The sequence below is a fragment of the Specibacter sp. RAF43 genome (genome assembly GCF_052114065.1).
Classification (GTDB): Bacteria; Actinomycetota; Actinomycetes; order Actinomycetales; family Micrococcaceae; genus Specibacter.
This window is the reverse complement of sequence record NZ_JBFREA010000001.1, coordinates 172,584-189,613: the sequence shown is the minus strand read 5'-3', so window position 1 is coordinate 189,613 and position 17,030 is coordinate 172,584. Positions and strand designations below refer to the sequence as shown.

14 protein-coding genes are annotated in these 17,030 nt (G+C 66.8%); 5 read left to right on the top strand and 9 right to left on the bottom strand.

Features of this window, described 5'->3' with window-relative positions; genetic code table 11:
• From AB4Y80_RS00835 to glyA, 6 genes are read right to left on the bottom strand one after another with little or no spacing between them, the layout of a single operon-like run.
• Complete coding sequence (locus tag AB4Y80_RS00835; RefSeq protein ID WP_442211361.1) at positions 1–1,374, bottom strand: L-serine ammonia-lyase; 1,374 nt, start codon at positions 1,372–1,374, stop codon at positions 1–3.
• Complete coding sequence (locus AB4Y80_RS00830) at positions 1,365–1,997, bottom strand: sarcosine oxidase subunit gamma (RefSeq protein WP_442211360.1); 633 nt, start codon at positions 1,995–1,997, stop codon at positions 1,365–1,367. Before AB4Y80_RS00830 ends, AB4Y80_RS00835 begins: the two co-directional genes overlap by 10 nt.
• Positions 1,990–4,941, bottom strand: a complete 2,952-nt coding sequence (locus tag AB4Y80_RS00825; protein ID WP_442211359.1) for a 2Fe-2S iron-sulfur cluster-binding protein — start codon at positions 4,939–4,941, stop codon at positions 1,990–1,992. The genes AB4Y80_RS00830 and AB4Y80_RS00825 overlap by 8 nt, the downstream gene beginning before the upstream one ends.
• Complete coding sequence (locus tag AB4Y80_RS00820; RefSeq protein WP_442211357.1) at positions 4,938–5,312, bottom strand: sarcosine oxidase subunit delta; 375 nt, start codon at positions 5,310–5,312, stop codon at positions 4,938–4,940. Before AB4Y80_RS00820 ends, AB4Y80_RS00825 begins: the two co-directional genes overlap by 4 nt.
• Positions 5,313–5,345: 33 nt before the next feature.
• Positions 5,346–6,566 carry a sarcosine oxidase subunit beta family protein gene (locus tag AB4Y80_RS00815; RefSeq protein WP_442211356.1) on the bottom strand — a complete coding sequence of 407 codons (1,221 nt, stop codon included), beginning with the start codon at positions 6,564–6,566 and terminating at the stop codon, positions 5,346–5,348.
• Positions 6,563–7,867: a serine hydroxymethyltransferase gene (gene glyA / locus AB4Y80_RS00810; RefSeq protein WP_442211355.1), complete on the bottom strand. Its 1,305-nt coding sequence runs from the start codon at positions 7,865–7,867 to the stop codon at positions 6,563–6,565. Before glyA ends, AB4Y80_RS00815 begins: the two co-directional genes overlap by 4 nt.
• Before the next feature lie 230 nt (positions 7,868–8,097).
• On the opposite strand from glyA, the gene AB4Y80_RS00805 reads away from it, so the two are divergent.
• The 5 genes from AB4Y80_RS00805 to AB4Y80_RS00785 all read left to right on the top strand — a co-directional run bounded on the left by AB4Y80_RS00805 (position 8,098) and on the right by AB4Y80_RS00785 (position 13,407).
• Positions 8,098–9,474, top strand: a complete 1,377-nt coding sequence (locus tag AB4Y80_RS00805; protein WP_442211354.1) for an MFS transporter — start codon at positions 8,098–8,100, stop codon at positions 9,472–9,474.
• A 66-nt stretch (positions 9,475–9,540) separates the two neighbouring features.
• The gene (locus tag AB4Y80_RS00800; RefSeq protein WP_442211353.1) at positions 9,541–10,797 is read left to right on the top strand and encodes an aminopeptidase P family protein; all 1,257 of its coding nucleotides are present in this window, start codon (positions 9,541–9,543) and stop codon (positions 10,795–10,797) included.
• Positions 10,798–10,909: 112 nt separating this feature from the next.
• On the top strand, positions 10,910–11,710 hold the full coding sequence (locus AB4Y80_RS00795; RefSeq protein WP_442211352.1) for an IclR family transcriptional regulator: 801 nt from the start codon (positions 10,910–10,912) through the stop codon (positions 11,708–11,710).
• 206 nt (positions 11,711–11,916) lie between these two features.
• Positions 11,917–12,222, top strand: a complete 306-nt coding sequence (locus tag AB4Y80_RS00790) for a rhodanese-like domain-containing protein (protein ID WP_442211351.1) — start codon at positions 11,917–11,919, stop codon at positions 12,220–12,222.
• A 93-nt stretch (positions 12,223–12,315) separates the two neighbouring features.
• On the top strand, positions 12,316–13,407 hold the full coding sequence (locus AB4Y80_RS00785; protein ID WP_442211350.1) for a type I restriction endonuclease: 1,092 nt from the start codon (positions 12,316–12,318) through the stop codon (positions 13,405–13,407).
• Positions 13,408–13,500: 93 nt separating this feature from the next.
• Here the strand turns inward: AB4Y80_RS00785 and sucD are convergent, their stop codons facing one another.
• The 3 genes from sucD to AB4Y80_RS00770 form a co-directional block, all read right to left on the bottom strand.
• Complete coding sequence (sucD, locus tag AB4Y80_RS00780) at positions 13,501–14,403, bottom strand: succinate--CoA ligase subunit alpha (protein WP_442211348.1); 903 nt, start codon at positions 14,401–14,403, stop codon at positions 13,501–13,503.
• 30 nt (positions 14,404–14,433) lie between these two features.
• Positions 14,434–15,603: an ADP-forming succinate--CoA ligase subunit beta gene (sucC, locus tag AB4Y80_RS00775; protein WP_442211347.1), complete on the bottom strand. Its 1,170-nt coding sequence runs from the start codon at positions 15,601–15,603 to the stop codon at positions 14,434–14,436.
• A gap of 122 nt (positions 15,604–15,725) precedes the next feature.
• Entirely contained in the window at positions 15,726–17,021 is a 1,296-nt protein-coding gene (locus AB4Y80_RS00770) for a glycosyltransferase (RefSeq protein ID WP_442211346.1), read from the bottom strand.
• Positions 17,022–17,030 lie beyond the last annotated feature (9 nt).

Here is a 17,030-nt window from a genome sequence, read left to right as displayed (position 1 = left end):
TCAGCACTCGATCACGTTCACGGCGAGGCCCCCGCGGGAGGTCTCCTTGTACTTGGTCATCATGTCGGCACCTGTCTCTCGCATCGTCTTGATTGCTTTGTCCAATGACACCTTGTGGCTGCCGTCCCCGTGCAGGGCCAGCCGTGCGGCGTTGATGGCCTTGACGCTGGCGATCGCGTTGCGTTCGATGCAGGGAATCTGCACCAGCCCGCCCACGGGATCGCAGGTCAGTCCAAGGTTATGCTCGATCCCGATTTCCGCGGCGTTTTCGGCCTGGACGGGCGTGCCGCCGAGCAGCTCGCACAGGGCGCCGGCGGCCATGGAGCACGCCGAACCCACCTCACCCTGGCAGCCCACCTCCGCCCCGGAGATGGAGGCGTTGAGCTTGAAGAGGATGCCGATCGCCGCGGCCGTCAGCAGAAACCGCACGACGCCGTCGTCGTCGGCGCCGGGGACGAACTTCATGTAGTAGTGCAGCACCGCCGGGATGATGCCGGCCGCCCCGTTGGTGGGCGCGGTGACGATCCGCCCGCCGGCCGCGTTTTCCTCATTGACGGCCAGGGCGAAGAGATTGACCCACTCCATGGCCCGCAACGGGTCCGCGGCGTCCTGGGGCGCCTGCAGGGTGCGGAAGAGCCCCGGCGCCCGGCGCGTCACCCTCAGCCCGCCGGGCAGGATGCCCTCGGCGGCGCAGCCGTTGGCCACGCACGCCTGCATGACGGACCATATATTGAGCAGCTTGGCCCGCAATTCCGCCTCGCTGTGCCAAATAAGCTCGTTGGCCAGCATGACCTCGGAGATGCTCATGTCCTCGCGGGCGCAGATGGCCAGCAGCTCGTCGGCGGTGGTGAACGGGTAGGGCAGGACCGTGTCATCGACGATCACCCGGTCCGCGCCCACGGCGTCCTCGTCCACCACGAAGCCGCCGCCCACCGAATAATAGGTGCGCTCGCGCACCACGTCACCGTGATGGTCGGTGGCGCGGAACGTCATGCCGTTGGGGTGGGCGGGCAGCGACTTGCGCCGGTGCAGCACCACGTCCTCGGTGAAGTTGAAGTCAATGCCGTGCCGGCCGTCCAGCAGCAGGCGGGCGTCCAGCGCGGCCGCCGCCACCTGGTCCTCCGCCGTGGCGGTGTCCACGGATTCGGGGTCCTGTCCCTGCAGCCCCAGCACCACGGCCTTGTCGGAGCCGTGGCCGCGGCCGGTCGCGCCCAGTGAGCCAAAGAGCTCCACCTGGACACGGACCGTGGCCGTCAGCGCGCCGTCGTCGGCCAGGCCGGCGGCAAAGCGCTTGGCCGCGCGCATCGGGCCCACCGTATGGGAGGAGGAGGGCCCGATGCCCACGGAAAACAGGTCAAGGACACTTAGCGCCATGACGGCAGTTCTGCCGTGGCGAATTCCCGCATGCCGTCCAGGAGCCAGCGGCCCAGGTAGTCGGCAAAGGACGCCCGCGGAAAGAGCCGGAACGTTTCCGGGCCGGTGCGCCACAGGATGGTGGGGATCTTGCCGATCTCGGTGGTGATGGCCGTGCCGGCGGCGAAGGAGCGCGGATGCAGGTCCGCCGCGCAGCTCTTCTCCAACACGGCCCGGGCGCTGGGCCCGGACAGCTCAAAGGTGGTGCGGTTGCTGGAGAGCTCCACGGCCTGCCCGGCGCCGTCACCCAGCGCCGCCACCAGTGCCGCCGCGAGGCCGGCGCCGCCCTCTTCCGGGGCGATGACCAGGAATTCATCCGGCCCCAGCCACACGGTGGCCGCCCCGGCCGGACCCGGGCTGACCGCCCCGCACGTGGCCGGCAAGCCGCCCGTGACGGCGGCGATCCGCCGGCCGACGTCCGACAACGGATCCACGCGCAGGCCCACCATGGTCTGGAACGGGACCTCGCGCAGCCCGACGCCGCGCTCCCCGGCCACCGAGCCGACGGCGAAGTCGGTCCAGAGGTGCTCGGCGGGGCTGCGGCGCAGTGCCCGCACACCCGTGTTATCTGTTGCATTAACCATCTCGGCGCTTCCCTTCGGCATCAAAAAGTACTGTTTCTCCTACGACGACGTCCACCAGGTCCGGCCCGACGGCCGCCACGAGGCGCTCGCCGATCCGGTTGCGGCCGTTCTTGATCAGGGCCAGCCCGAAGGACCGGCCCAGGGCCGCGCTGTGGTAACTGGAGGTGACGAAGCCCTGCATGGGGACCGGCCCGTAGGCGGGGTTCACGGCGATGCCGGTCTCCACCAGTTGGGTGCCCTCCGGCAGCCGGATGGACCCGTCCACCGGCAGCACGCTGACCAGGTGCTTGCGGTCCTCCCGGCTCGCGTCGGCGCGCTGGTAGGAGCGCTTGCCGATGAAGTCCTTGACCTTGGAGACCACCCAGTCCATCCCGGCGTCCTGCGGGGTGACCGTGCCGTCCGTGTCCTGGCCGACGATCGGGTAGCCCTTTTCGGCGCGCAGCACGTGCATGGTCTCGGTGCCGTAGGGGGTGATGTTGAATTCGGCCCCCGCCTCCGTCACGTCCTCCCAGGTGCGCAGCCCGTACCAGGCCGGGACGTTGATCTCGTAGGCAAGTTCACCGGAGAAGGAGATGCGGCAGACGCGGGCGGCCACACCGGAGGCCAGCACCGTCTCCTGGAACGTCATGAACTTGAACGCCTCGGCCGAGAGGTCCAGCTCCGGTGCCAGCTTGGCCAGCACCGCGCGGGACTTGGGCCCGACGACGGCGATGGTGGTCCACTGTTCGGTCACCGAGGTGCAGCTGACGTCCAGCTCGGGCCATTCGGTCTGCAGCCATTCCTCCAGCCAGTCCAGCACCTTGGCGGCCCCGCCGGTGGTGGTGGTCATGAAGTAGCGGTCGTCGTCCAGGCGCAGGGTCACGCCGTCGTCGAAGATCATCCCGTCCGGGGTGCACATGACCCCGTACCGGGCCGAGCCGGGGGCGAGCTTCTTGAACGCGTTGGTGTAGACCCGGTTCAGGAACTCCCCGGCATCCTTGCCGCGGATCTCGATCTTGCCCAGCGTGGTGGCGTCCATGTAGCCCACGGACTCGCGCACGGCGGCGCATTCGCGCAGCACGGCCGCGTCCATGTCCTCGCCCGGCTGCGGGTAGTACCACGGCCGCTTCCACTGGCCGACGTCCTCGAACAGCGCCCCCCGCTCAACGTGCCACGGGTGGATGGAGGTACGGCGGGCGGCGTCGAAGAGGTCCCCGCGCTCGCGTCCGGCCAGGGCCGCAAAGGACACCGGCGTGAACGGGGCGCGGTAGGTGGTGGTGCCGATCTCCCCAATGTCCGAATCCACCACGGAGCCCTGCTGGCGGAACGCGGCGGCAATGACGCCGATCGCGTTCACCCCGGAGGTCTTGCCCTGGTCGTTGGCCGTGCTGATGGAGGTGTAACGCTTGACGTGCTCGACGCTGCGCAGCCCGGCCCCGGTGGAGCGCCAGACGTCGGCCACGCTTTGGTCGCGCTGGAAGTCCACGAAATGGTGGCGCCAGTCCGACGCCGTTCCCTCCGTCCCGCCGACCAGCCACAGGGCGCGGGTGGGCCCGGTGGGCTGCGCCGGGCGGGCGGGGCGGGACGCGGCGGCGGTGGCGGCAGCGACGGCGTCGGCCGTGGCGAAACCGGCGTTGACCGCGGCCACCGAGCCCGCCGAGGCGCCCTCGGCCACGCAGTCGGTGAGGGCGTAGCTGCCGCGGCCGGCGCCCACCACCTGCTGGTTGCGGACCACGGTGGAGGGCACAAAGCCGGCCAGCTGCTCATCCCAGCGCACCTTGCCCTGGGCCTGGCTGTGCAGGTGCACCACCGGGCTCCAGCCGCCGGAGACGGCGAGCAGGTCCGCGTCAATCTCCTCGATGTCCCCGACGGGCGAGCCGTCGGCGTCGATGGCGGCGACCATGACCCGGGCCAGCCGGTCGTCGCCGGCGGTGTTGACGACGGCGCTGCCGGTGATGACGCGCACGCCCCGGTGGCCGGCGGCGATGGCTGAGAGCTCCGGGCGGGCGTCCACGACGGCGGCCACCTCCACGCCGGCGGCCAGCAGGTCCGCGGCGAGCTGGTAGGCGCTGTCGTTCGTGGTGCCGATGACCACCTTCGACCCTGCCGCGACGGCGTACCGGTTCAGGTAGGTGCGCACGGCGGAGGCGAGCATGATGCCGGGGCGGTCGTTGTTTTCAAAGACGATCGGGCGTTCGTGGGCGCCGGTGGCCAGGACCACCTGCCGAGCCCGGATGTGCCAGATCCGCTGGCGGGAGACGCCGTCGCCGGGTGCCGCCGCCAGGTGGTCGGTGCGGTTCTGCACGGCGATCAGGAAGTTGCTGTCGTAGGAGCCGAACACGGTGGTCCGGTGCAGCACGGTGCATTCGGGAGCCGCGGCCAGTTCGGCCCGGATGCCGGCCACCCAGTCCAGGGCCGGCTCGCCGTTGATCAGCTCGTCGCGGCCGGAGAGCAGCGTGCCGCCGAGCTCGGGCTGGTCGTCGATGAGGATGACCCGGGCGCCGGTGCCGGCGGCCGAGCGGGCGGCGGCGAGCCCGGCGGGTCCGCCGCCGACGACCAGGACGTCGGCGTGGACGTACTTCTTGTCGTACACGGCTTCATCGTCGCTGGGGTCAAGCCTGCCCAGGCCGGAGAGGAATTCGGCCTCGAGCCCGTCCACGAGGGCGACGGCGGTGGCCGGCAGCATCGATTCGGCCGCGTGGCCCGCAACGCGCCCCGCCACCTTGACCAGGGCGTTGGATTCCTCCACGCCGGCGGCCATGATGCCGCGGGGCCGGTCCGCGTACAGCGAGTTTCCGGCGGCCACGCGGCCGGAGGCCAGGAGGGCGGAGGCCAGGGTGTCCCCCGGGTGGCCGGCGTAGCCGACGCCGTCGACGGTGAAGTTGAGGGTGGTGCGCCGGTCGATCCGGCCGCCGCTGGCGAGTCTGTTGTGCTGACTGCTCTCTTGGCTGGTCTGCGGGGTCATGGCTTTGCTCCTTCCGGTGCTGCGTTTTCGGGTGCCGTGTTTTCCGGCGCCGTGTTTTCCGGCGCTCGGGTGGTGGTGAACGTGCGGGGCTGCTCGAACGCCGCGGGCGGGCGCTCACCCATCCGGTAGACGGCCTTGATGTCATAGCTCACGGTGTCGCGGAGCATGTTGAACCACTGCCGGCAGCCGGCCGTGTGCACCCACCGTTCGGCAAACACTCCCTTGGTGTTCTGGCGGTAGAAGAGGTACTCCGCCCATTGCCGATCGGAGAGTTCCTCGGGGTGTTCGGGGTAGGGGACGTGGGCCTGTCCCCCGTAGTGAAATTCGGTCTCGTTCCGCGGCCCGCAGTTGGGGCATGAAAACAACAACATTGCGTGTTCCTTTGAGTCTCGAAGGGCCGGTACTTAGTGGGCCACGGCGGCGGCGCCATGCTCGTCGATGAGGGCGCCGGTTTCAAATCGCTCCAGCGAAAACGGCTTGTTCAGCGCGTGCGGGGAGCCGGTGGCGATCGTGTGGGCAAACGTGAGCCCGGCCGCGGGGGTGCCCTTGAAGCCGCCGGTGCCCCAGCCGCAGTTCACGAACATGTTCTCCACCGGCGTGGTCCCCACGATGGGCGAGGCGTCCATGGTGGTGTCCACGATCCCGCCCCAAGTGCGCAGCACGTGGGCGCGGGCAAAAATGGGGAAGAGTTCCACGGCCGCGGCCATCTGCTCCTCGATCACGTGGAACGAGCCCCGCTGGCCGTAGCCGTTGTAGGAGTCGACGCCGGCGCCCATCACCAGTTCGCCCTTGTGGGCCTGGGAGACGTAGACGTGGACGTGGTTGGACATGACGACGGTGGGGTGGACCGGCTCGTGGAGCTCGGAGACGAGCGCCTGCAGCGGGTGCGATTGGATGGGCAGCTGGAAGCCGGCCATCTCGGCCAGCACCGAGCTGTGTCCGGCCGCGCACAGGCCCACCTTTTCCGTGGCGATGGTGCCGCGGCTGGTCTGCACGCCGGTGACCCTGTTGCCGTCCTTGATGAAGCCGGTGACCTCGCAGTTTTGGATGATGTCCACCCCGAGCTCGTCGCACTTGCGGGCGAACGCCCACGCCACGTGGTCATGCTTGGCGATGCCGGCCCGCGGCTGGTAGGTGGCGCCCATGACCGGGTAGCGGATGTTGTCGCTGATGTTCAGGATGGGGCACAGTTCCTTGACCTGCTTGGGGTCCAGCCATTCGGCGTCGACGCCGTTGAGCTGGTTGGCGCCGACGCGGCGGACGCTTTCGCGCACGTCGCCGAGGGTGTGGGCGAGGTTCATGACCCCGCGCTGGCTGAACAGGAAGTCGTATTCGAGCTCCTCGGGCAGGATCTCCCACAGCTTGAGCGCGTGCTCATAAATCGCCGCGCTCTCATCCCAGAGGTAGTTGGAGCGAATGATGGTGGTGTTGCGGGCCATGTTGCCGCCGGCCAGCCAGCCCTTTTCCAGGATGGCGATGTTCGTCATCCCGTGGTTCTTGGCCAGGAAGTAGGCGGTGGCCAGGCCGTGCCCGCCACCGCCGACGATCACGGCGTCGTAGGACTTTTTGGGGTCCGGGTTGCGCCACAGGAATTCGGGGTGTTCCGGAAGGTGTTCGGTGCTCACTGGGTCGCTCCGTTCGTGGTGGACTCTTCTGAGAGATGGGGGTACAGCGGGAATTTCTCGGCCAGGACGCGGACCCGGTCGCGCAGCAGGACGGCGGAGGACTCGCTGAGCTCGCCCTTGATCGCCTCGGCGATGATGTCGGCGACCTCGGTGAACTCGGCACGGCCAAAGCCGCGGGTGGCCAGGGCCGGGGTGCCGATGCGCAGCCCGGAGGAGACCATGGGCGGGCGCGGGTCGAACGGCACGGCGTTGCGGTTCACCGTGATGCCGATGCGGTGCAGCCGGTCCTCGCCCTGCTGGCCGTCCAGCTCGGAGTTGCGCAGGTCCACCAGGACCAGGTGCACGTCCGTGCCGCCGCCCACCACGGAGATCCCGTATTCGGCGACGTCCGCGGCGAGCAGGCGGTCGGCCAGGATCGCCGCGCCCTCCAGGGTGCGCTGCTGGCGATCCTTGAACTCGGCGGTGGCGGCGATCTTGAAGGAGACGGCCTTGGCGGCGATGACGTGTTCGAGCGGGCCGCCCTGCTGGCCGGGGAAGACGGCGCTGTTGATCTTGCGGGCCAGCGATTCGCGGCTGAGGATGACGCCCCCGCGCGGCCCGCCCAGGGTCTTGTGCGTGGTGGTGGTCACGACGTCGGCGTACGGCACCGGGTTCGGGTGCAGTCCGGCGGCGACCAGGCCGGCAAAGTGGGCCATGTCCACCATGAGGTAGGCGCCCACCAGATCCGCGATGCGGCGGAACTCGGCGAAGTCCAGCTGGCGGGTATAGGCGGACCAACCGGCCACGATGAGCTTGGGCCGGTGTTCGAGCGTGAGCGCCTCCACCTCGGCCATGTCCACGCGCATGTCGGATTCGCGCACGTGGTACGGGACCACGTGGTAGAGCTTGCCGGAGAAGTTAATGCGCATCCCGTGGGTGAGGTGGCCGCCGTGGGCCAGGTCCAGGCCCAGAATGGTGTCGCCCGGATCCAGCAGGGCAAACATGGCGGCGGCGTTGGCCTGCGCACCGGAGTGCGGCTGCACATTTGCCGCCTCGGCACCAAAGAGCGCCTTGACGCGGTCGATGGCCAGCTGCTCGATCACGTCAACGTGCTCGCACCCGCCGTAGTAGCGCTTGCCCGGGTAGCCCTCCGCGTACTTGTTGGTCAGCACGGAGCCCTGGGCCGACATGACGGCCGTCGGGGCGAAGTTCTCCGATGCAATCATTTCCAGCGTTGTCTGCTGGCGCAGCAATTCGGCCGTGATGGCCGCATCGACTTCGGCGTCGATGCCCGCCAGGGAGTCCTCAAGTGTGGACGTCATCATCTTTCCTTCTGTAAGTCACTCTCAATGCAACCGAGTTGCGTTGAATGCAACTGTAGGGGTCGATGTGACGCAGGTCAATAGATGACGGAAAACAATCTTCTCCAACTAATGTCGTCAAAGAATCTTTCAAATTTCCACCCAAAAGCCCTTGACGGTGACAGCAGTCACACATAATCTGGTGCAACAGTGTTGCGTTGAACGCAACCCCTATCGTTTTGGTGGATCTCATGACAAATCAAAAAAACTCGAACGCCGGACGGACGGCAACGTTGCCGGCCGCGTCCGGGCCGGCGAGCGTGAACGGGCCGGCCCGCCCGGATCTGGGGGACAGCGTTGACAAGGGCACCCGCAAGCGCGTGGTGGTGGCCAGCTTCATCGGCAACTTCGTCGAATGGTTCGACTACGCCGTCTACGGCTACCTGGCCGCCACGATCGCCGGTGCCTTCTTCCCGACGGCGGACAAGCAGACGGGCCTGCTGCTGACTTTTGGCGTCTTTGCCATCTCCTTCTTTGTCCGCCCGCTCGGCGGGTTCATCTGGGGGCAGATCGGGGACCGGGTGGGGCGCAAGAACGCACTGTCGCTGTCCATCCTGATCATGTCCGGGGCGACGTTCGCCATCGCCCTCATTCCCGGCTACAACACGATCGGCATCTGGGCGCCGATCCTGCTGCTGATGGTGCGCGTCGTGCAGGGCTTCTCCGCGGCGGGCGAATACGCCGGGGCGTCCGCGTTCCTGGTCGAGTACGCCCCGGCCGGCAAGCGCGGCCTCTACGCCGCCGTGGTGCCGGCCAGCACGGCCGCCGGGTTGCTGCTCGGCTCCCTGATTGCCGCGCTCCTCTCCCTTACCCTCACCCCGGAGCAGATGCACGACTGGGGCTGGCGCCTGCCGTTCCTGCTCGCCGCACCCATGGGCCTGATCGGGCGCTACATTCGCACCAAGCTCGAGGACACCCCGGCCTTCCGCGCCCTCGCCGCGGAGGACGAGGCCGTCAAGGCCCCGGTGGCGGCCCTGTTCCGCGACCACTGGCGGTCACTGCTGCTGGCCGTCGGGGCGGTGCTGCTCAACGCCGTCGGCTTCTACGTGATCCTCAGCTACATGCCCACCTACCTCAGCGAGGAGCTCGGCTTTGGCGCCACGGAGTCCTTCCTGGCCACCACCATCGCCCTGTTGACGTATATCGGCTTCATCTTCCTCACCGGCATGGCCTCGGACCGGTTCGGCCGCAAGAAGGTGCTGATGAGCGCGTCGGTGCTGTTCATCTTCCTCACGGTCCCGGCCTTCATGCTGCTGGACACCGGCAACTTCGCCCTGATCCTGCTGGTGCAGATCCTGCTGGGCGCCATGCTGACCCTCAACGACGGCACGCTGCCCAGCTTCTTGGCGGAACTGTTCCCCACCCGGGTCCGCTACAGCGGGTTCGCGGTGAGCTTCAACCTCTCCAATGCCCTCTTCGGCGGCACCGCCCCCTTCATGGCCACGCTGCTGATCGCCTCCTCCGGTTCCAAGCTGGCCCCGGGCTGGTACCTGGTGGCCGCGGCCGCCATCTCCCTGGTCGCCGTGATGTGCGCCCGGGAAACCTCCAAGGCGCCGCTGCAACACTGACCGGATTCATCCGCCCACACTTCCCCTTCACACCACTACACAGAAATCCTCTTCTAAGGAGAAACCATGAGCACCACCTTGCCTGAGAACGCCACGAACGTCGCCGAGCTGGAGCGCCTGAAGGTGCTGCACAACGGCGAGAAGGTCGAGCTGACCTTCTCGGACGCCGAGCTGGAGCGCCGCATCGCCGGCCTGCGGGAGATCATGGCAGCCAAGGAGCTCGACGCCGTCGTCCTGACCAGCTACCACTCGATCAAGTACTACTCCGACTTCCTGTTCACCTACTTTGGCCGCTCCTACGCCATGGTGGTCACCGCCGATGACACCGTCACCGTCACCGCCAACATCGACGCCGGCATGCCGTGGCGCCGCAGCTACGGCGACAACGTCGTCTACACCGACTGGCGCCGGGACAACTACATCTTCGCCATCCAGGAGGCGCTGCGCACCCGCGGCGTGAACGTCCGCCGCCTGGGCGTCGAGGATGACTCGCTGCCGCTGGATAACCGCAACAAGATCCAGGCCGCCTTCCCCGACGCCGCCCTCCTGGACGTCGCCCAGGCGGCCATGCGCCAGCGCATGATCAAGTCCGCGGAGGAAATCGCCGTCATCAAGCACGGCGCCCGCATCGGCGACCTGGGCGGGGAGGCCATCCGCAACGCCATCCGGCCCGGCATCACCGAATACGAGGTTGCCCTGATCGGCACCGAGGCGATGGTGCACGAGATCGCCCGCACGTTCCCGAACTCGGAAATCCGCGACACCTGGGTGTGGTTCCAGTCCGGCATCAACACCGACGGCGCGCACAACTGGGCCACCACGCGCAAGCTCCAGGAGCACGACATCCTGTCGCTGAACTGCTTCCCGATGACCAGCGGCTACTACACGGCCCTGGAACGGACCCTGTTCCTGGGCGAGCCCGACGCCCGCTCCCTGGAGCTGTGGAACGTCAACGTCGAGGTCCACCGCCGCGGCCTGGAGCTGATCAAGCCCGGCGCCGTCTGCAAGGACATCGCCGCCGAGCTCAACGAGATCTACGTGGACCGCGGCCTGCTGGCCAACCGCACGTTCGGCTACGGCCACTCCTTCGGCGTGCTCAGCCACTACTACGGCCGCGAGGCCGGGCTGGAACTGCGCGAGGACATCGACACGGTGCTCGAACCGGGCATGGTGGTCTCCATGGAACCGATGATCACCGTGCTGGACGGCCAGCCGGGCGCCGGCGGCTACCGCGAGCACGACATCCTGGTGGTGGGCGAGGACGGCGCGGAGAACATCACCAAGTTCCCCTTCGGCCCCGAGCACAACATCATCGGCGTCTAGTTAAAAACCCTGTGCGGGCCGCCCGGCCCGCGCAACATTCCCACGGATCCGCGGCGCCACGAACCCCAGTGGCGCCGCGAAGGCCGTTAAATACGGAAAGATGGTGACCGTGATGACTCCAGCACCCCAGGCCGACGCCGGCAGCAGCAACGGCAGCTCCGATTCGCGCGGCACCTCGGTGATCGTCAATGCGATCGCGGTGCTGCGCTGCTTCACGGTTGAGGAGCCGTTGCTGGGCGTCACCGACATCGCCCACCGTGTCGGCATGCACAAGAGCACGGCCTCCCGCATCCTGGCCACCCTGGAGCAGGAGGAACTCGTGGAGCGGGACCCGGACTCCCGCCGGTACAAATTGGGACTGGGGCTCATCGCGGTGGCCGGGCCGCTGCTGGCCGAACTCGAGGAACGGCGCGTGGCCTATCCCCTGCTGCGCTCCCTGACCGAGCTGACCCATGAGACCAGCGCGCTGATGGTGTGGAACGGGCGCGAATCCATGTGCGTGGAGCAAATCGCCAGCCCGCAGCAGGTCAAGCACACCACGCCGCTGGGGGCCCGCTACCACGACGCCATGAGCGCCTCGGTACAGATCTTCCTCTCCCTGGAGCCCGAGGAGCGCGTGCGCACGCTGCTCCTCAACGGCACCATCTCCTACGCGGGCGTCGATGAGGCCGGCCTGGAGGCCTATCTGCTGCGCCTGGCCGACATCGCCAAGCGCGGCTACGCCACCAACTACGGGGAATCCTCGCTCGACGAGGTGGGTGTCGCCTCCCCCGTCTACGACCACCGCGGCAACCTGGTGGCCGCCGTGCTCATCCCCGCCCCCCGCTTCCGGGTCTCCCCGGAGCGGCTGCAGACCCTCGGCGAGGCCTGCGCCCAAACGGCCCGGCTGATCACCACCCGCCTCGGCGGCTAGCCGCATTCCCCGTGGCATCTGACCCGCAATAGATGTCGAGAATCCGCGATTTTTCGCGGATTCTCGACATCTATTGCGGGTTACTTCGTGCTGGGCTGCCGGTCCGGCAGCGATCGGGCGGGGGCGAATGCCGGTACGGTGGAACCGACAGTTTTTCAGTACGACGGCGGTCCTTGCGGACACGCCGACCCCACCAAGGAGCCCCCATGAAGGAAATCACCACCGCCGACGTTTTAGCCGCCGATCCGGACGTGCAGATCATTGACGTGCGCGAGGCCGACGAGATTCTCACCGGCATGATCGAGGACGCCGTGCACCTGCCTGCCGGCTCCGTGCTCCAACGCGTCGGCGAACTGGACAAGTCCCGCCGCGTCATCGCCGTCTGCCATGGCGGCGGGCGCAGCGGCCGGGTGGCCGCCGCGCTCACGGAGCTCGGCTTTGACGCCGACACGCTGGTGGGCGGCATGAGCAACTGGGAAGCCGAGGGGCTGCCGATGGTCGCCCCGGAGTAGGGGCGCCAAGGCCGCAATCGGCGCGACTGCCCCGGATTTCGGGCCAGCGAATGGTACATTCACAGAACTACCGTCAAGACTTTGGATGGATCAATGGAATTTGTAGAGAAACTGGCCGCTCTTTCTTCCAAGGTTCAGTCGCAAAAAAGTGTGATTGAAACCGAGGAAGCAACGAAGAATGCGTTCATTATGCCGTTTATTTCGGCGGTTCTTGGTTACGACGTATTCAATCCCCTGGAAGTGGTTCCCGAGTTCACCGCAGACGTTGGCATCAAGCGCGGCGAGAAAATTGATTATGCCATCATGCGAGATGGCGTCATCCAAATCTTGATCGAATGCAAGAGATCAATTGGCGAGCTCAAGATCGAGCATGCGTCCCAACTTTTCCGTTACTTTGCGGCAACGAATGCACGCATTGCGGTTCTGACAAACGGGGAGGTGTACCAGTTCTACACAGATCTGGACGCGCCCAACCGCATGGACGCCAAGCCCTACCTGGTCCTGGATCTCAACGACGTTGACGAGACGCTGATTCCGGAACTGCAAAAGCTGACCAAGGCCGACTTTGACCTCGATTCTGTGATCAGTGCCGCAGAGGAGCTGAAATATGTGGGCCAGTTGAAGAGAGCCATTGGCGCGCTTTTCCGAAATCCCGAGGACGACTGGGTAAAATTCTTGACCGCCAAGGTCTATGAGGGGGCATTCACGCAAAAAGTTCGGGAGCAGTTCCGCGGGCTGACCGCCAAAGCGTCACGACAGTTCTTGACGGACCAAGTGAATGACCGGTTGAAAACCGCGCTTGGCCAGTCAACCGACGTTCAGGTGCTCCAGCCCACCGCCGCACCATCGGTAACCAGCGAAAAGGCCGTCGAGGATCATCTTGATAGCGAAGATGGGATAGTCACCACCTTCGAAGAAACCCAGGGCTTTCAAATTGTGCGGGCAATCCTCTGCAAGGACGTCAAGGCATCCCGTGTCGTGCCGCGCGACGCGAAGTCCTATTTCGCCATAATTCTCGACGACAACAACCGAAAGCCGCTGGCCCGCCTCCACTTCAATCGAACCCAAAAATACCTTGGGCTCTTTGATGCCGAGAAGAATGAGACTCGTCATCCCATCGAGACCCTTGAAGAGATCTACAACTTTGCGGAGACTCTTCGGGAGACCTTGCGAAACTACGCTTGAAATCCACCCTTGGGTCCAGGCGCCCCGGGCGTTAAACGCAAGAGCGCGGCAACCACACGAATAATGTGCGGTTGCCGCGCCCGGCGGTGAGAATTACAGGGCTGCGTAAACTTCGCGCAGCAGGCTGGCGGTCTCGGACGGCGTCTTGCCGACCTTGACGCCGGCCGCCTCGAGGGCTTCCTTCTTGGCCTGCGCCGTGCCCGCGGAGCCGGAGACGATGGCGCCGGCGTGGCCCATGGTCTTGCCCTCGGGTGCCGTGAAGCCGGCCACGTAGCCGACGACCGGCTTGGTGACGTGGGCCTTGATGTACTCGGCCGCGCGCTCCTCGGCGTCGCCGCCGATTTCACCGATCATGACGATGGCCTTGGTCTCGGGGTCGGCCTCGAACGCGGCCAGGGCGTCGATGTGCGTGGTGCCGATGACCGGGTCCCCGCCGATGCCGATGGCGGAGGAGAAGCCCAGGTCGCGCAGTTCGTACATCATCTGGTAGGTCAGGGTGCCGGACTTGGAGACCAGGCCGATCGGCCCCTTGCCGGTGATGTTGTTCGGCGTGATGCCAACCAGCGCCTCACCGGGGGTGATGATGCCGGGGCAGTTCGGGCCGATGATGCGGGTCACCTGCTTGCCGGAAGCGTCAACCCGGGACTTGGCCAGGGCCCAGAACTCGGCCGAGTCCTGGACGGGCACGCCTTCGGTGATGACAACAACCAGCGGGACCTCGGCCTCAATGGCCTCGACCACGGCGTCCTTGGTGAACGCCGGGGGCACGAACACGATCGAGACATCGGCGCCGGTCTCGGCGACCGCTTCCTTGACCGTGCCGTACACGGGCAGCTCAACCGCGCCGTGCTTGACGGTGGTGCCGGCCTTGCGTGCGTTGACGCCGCCCACAACCTGGGTGCCGGCCTTGAGCATCAGGGCGGTGTGCTTGGTGCCTTCGCCGCCGGTGATGCCCTGGACGATGACCTTGGAGTCTTTGTTCAAGAAGATAGACATGTATTTTTCCTTAGATCTCGTGCGGCGAGGTCAGCGGGCCGCGTTGGCGAGCTCGGCGGCCTTGTCGGCGCCCTCGTCCATCGTGGCGGCCAGGGTGACCAGCGGGTGGTTGGCCTCGTTGAGGATGCGGCGGCCTTCTTCAACGTTGTTGCCGTCGAGGCGGACCACGAGCGGCTTGTTCGCGGCGGAACCGAGCTCGGCCAGCGCACCCACAATGCCCTTGGCAACGGCGTCACAGGCGGTGATGCCGCCAAAGACGTTCACGAATACGCTCTTGACCTGCGGGTCGTTGAGGATGACGTCCAGGCCGTTGGCCATGACCTCGGCGGAGGCTCCGCCGCCGATGTCCAGGAAGTTGGCGGGCTTGACGCCGCCGTGCCTCTCGCCGGCGTACGCCACCACGTCCAGGGTGGACATGACGAGTCCGGCGCCGTTGCCGATGACGCCAACTTCGCCGTCGAGCTTGACGTAGTTCAGGCCGTTCGCCTTGGCCTTGGCCTCCAGCGGGTTGGCCGCCGCGGCGTCCTCGAGTTCTTCGTGGTGCGGGTGGCGGAAGTCGGCGTTTTCGTCGAGGCTGACCTTGCCGTCCAGGGCGACGATGTCACCGGCGCCGGTGCGCACCAGCGGGTTGACCTCAACGAGGGTGGCGTCTTCCTTCACGAAAACGTCCCACAGCTTGATGATGGCCGCGGCCACCTTGGCGCGCAGTTCCGCGGGGAAGCCCGCGGCGGCGACGATCTCATCGGCCTTGGCCGCATCGATGCCCACGGCCGGGTCAACAGCGACCTTGGCCAGTGCCTCGGGGCGCTCCACGGCCAGCTCTTCGATCTCCATGCCGCCTTCCACCGAGCACATGGCCAGGTAGTTGCGGTTGGCGCGATCCAGCAGGACGGAGAAGTAGAACTCCTCGGCGATGTCGGCACCCTGGGCGATCATGACCGTGTTGACGGTGTGGCCCTTGATGTCCATGCCGAGGATGGCGGTGGCGTGCTCAAATGCCTCATCGGCGGTCTTGGCTACCTTGACGCCGCCGGCCTTGCCGCGGCCGCCGACCTTCACCTGGGCCTTGACGACGGTGACGCCGCCAATCTTCTGGGCTGCTGCCTTTGCTTCTTCAGGGGTGTGCGCCACGATGCCGGCCAACACGGGAACGCCGTGAGCCTCAAACATGTCACGCGCCTGGTATTCAAACAGGTCCACGGGTTTGTGTCCTTCTACGTCGAAGTAGTGATCATGGGGGTTCGGGATCCCCGCGTTTACACATTACCGTCTTGGTGCTAAAGCACATATTTTGTCATTGCACCACAGCATGACGCGGTTATTCACCTCACATTGGGCCCCGCGGCGGCCCGGACGGCCTCTTCGATGACGTCCACGGCGGCCGCGCAACCGTCCACCGCCTCAAATTGGCGGCGGACGCCCTCGGCCCGCGCGCGCCAGCCGGGGTCGGCCAGGATGGTGTCCACGGCCTGCGCGACGGCGGCCGCGGCCGGTGTCTCCGTCCGAAGATTAATGCCGACGCCGGCATATTCAACCCGCGCATTGACGTCGTTCTTGCCTTCATTGATGCCCGCCGACACGACGGGAACGCCGTGGGCGAGGCTGAGCAGCACGCCGCCAAAACCGCCGTTGGTGACGAAGACGTCCGTGGATGGGAAGACCGCCTCAAAGTCGACGAAGTCCGCCACGACCACGTTGGGCCCAGGATACCGCGCCCGCAGATCGGCCGTGCCGGCCCCGCCCGTGGCGACCACCACCAGCATGTCCCGGTCCTTGAGCGCCTCGAGGGTCGGGATGATGAGCTTGTTGGGATCCTTGTTATCCACCGTCCCCTGGGTGACCACCACCGTGCGGGCGTAGCGGCCCGGCCGCCCGGTTCCGGTCTCCCCCGCCGCTTGCCGGTAGGGCAGCAGGGCGCCCACGTACTTGACCTTGGGATTGGTCCTGCTGCGCGGATAGTCAAGGGAGGCGGTGCCGGTTTGGATGACGGCGTCGGACCAGCGGTAGGGTTCATCGGTGATGGGCCCCCCGGGGGTGTGCAGGCCGAAGTGCGCGAGCTGCCTGACGTAGCTGTCCCGGGCGGGCTTGGTCACCACGAGCCGGGACACAAGCCGGGCGCCGGCCTGCAGCAGCTTGTGCACCGGGGTGCGTGCGGGCAGGAAGCCGAAGAACATCGGCGGCACCCACGGGTCGCTTTCCATGTTGCCGATGGGCACGAAGCTGACCACCGGCTTGCGGATGAGGGCGGAGACCAGGCGCTGGATGAACATGGAGCTGTCCATGACCACGACGTCGAAGGGAAAAGCGGCGTGGATGTCGCGTACGTCGTCAAAAAAGTTGGTGACGTTGCTGGCAAAGATGCGTTCGCCGTCGAAGCGGATCGCCAGCGGACCCTTGAGCTTGGCACGCTGCGGATACAGCTCGTTGAGGTTGTCCGCGGTGTGTTCGATCGCCCGGTCGAAGGGGAAGTGGCGGACGCCGAGTTCGGCCAGTTTCCGTGCATAGACGGAGCCCGTATAAAAGGCGACGTCATGCCCGGCGTCCCGCAGGCGCATGGCAATGCCCGTCATGGGATTGAAGTGCCCGGCAATGGCCTGGCTGGCCAGCAGTACTTTCACGTCCTTCTC

What these genes read in the sequence shown, in the direction of transcription:
- AB4Y80_RS00820 (WP_442211357.1), bottom strand. Translation starts at nt 5,312, where the DNA reads ATGTTGTTGTTTTCATGCCCCAACTGCGGGCCGCGGAACGAGACCGAA.
- AB4Y80_RS00785 (WP_442211350.1), top strand. Translation starts at nt 12,316, where the DNA reads ATGGAATTTGTAGAGAAACTGGCCGCTCTTTCTTCCAAGGTTCAGTCG.
- glyA (WP_442211355.1), bottom strand. Translation starts at nt 7,867, where the DNA reads ATGACGTCCACACTTGAGGACTCCCTGGCGGGCATCGACGCCGAAGTC.
- AB4Y80_RS00825 (WP_442211359.1), bottom strand. Translation starts at nt 4,941, where the DNA reads ATGACCCCGCAGACCAGCCAAGAGAGCAGTCAGCACAACAGACTCGCC.
- AB4Y80_RS00830 (WP_442211360.1), bottom strand. Translation starts at nt 1,997, where the DNA reads ATGGTTAATGCAACAGATAACACGGGTGTGCGGGCACTGCGCCGCAGC.
- AB4Y80_RS00790 (WP_442211351.1), top strand. Translation starts at nt 11,917, where the DNA reads ATGAAGGAAATCACCACCGCCGACGTTTTAGCCGCCGATCCGGACGTG.
- sucD (WP_442211348.1), bottom strand. Translation starts at nt 14,403, where the DNA reads ATGTCTATCTTCTTGAACAAAGACTCCAAGGTCATCGTCCAGGGCATC.
- AB4Y80_RS00800 (WP_442211353.1), top strand. Translation starts at nt 9,541, where the DNA reads ATGAGCACCACCTTGCCTGAGAACGCCACGAACGTCGCCGAGCTGGAG.
- AB4Y80_RS00795 (WP_442211352.1), top strand. Translation starts at nt 10,910, where the DNA reads ATGACTCCAGCACCCCAGGCCGACGCCGGCAGCAGCAACGGCAGCTCC.
- AB4Y80_RS00835 (WP_442211361.1), bottom strand. Translation starts at nt 1,374, where the DNA reads ATGGCGCTAAGTGTCCTTGACCTGTTTTCCGTGGGCATCGGGCCCTCC.
- AB4Y80_RS00805 (WP_442211354.1), top strand. Translation starts at nt 8,098, where the DNA reads ATGACAAATCAAAAAAACTCGAACGCCGGACGGACGGCAACGTTGCCG.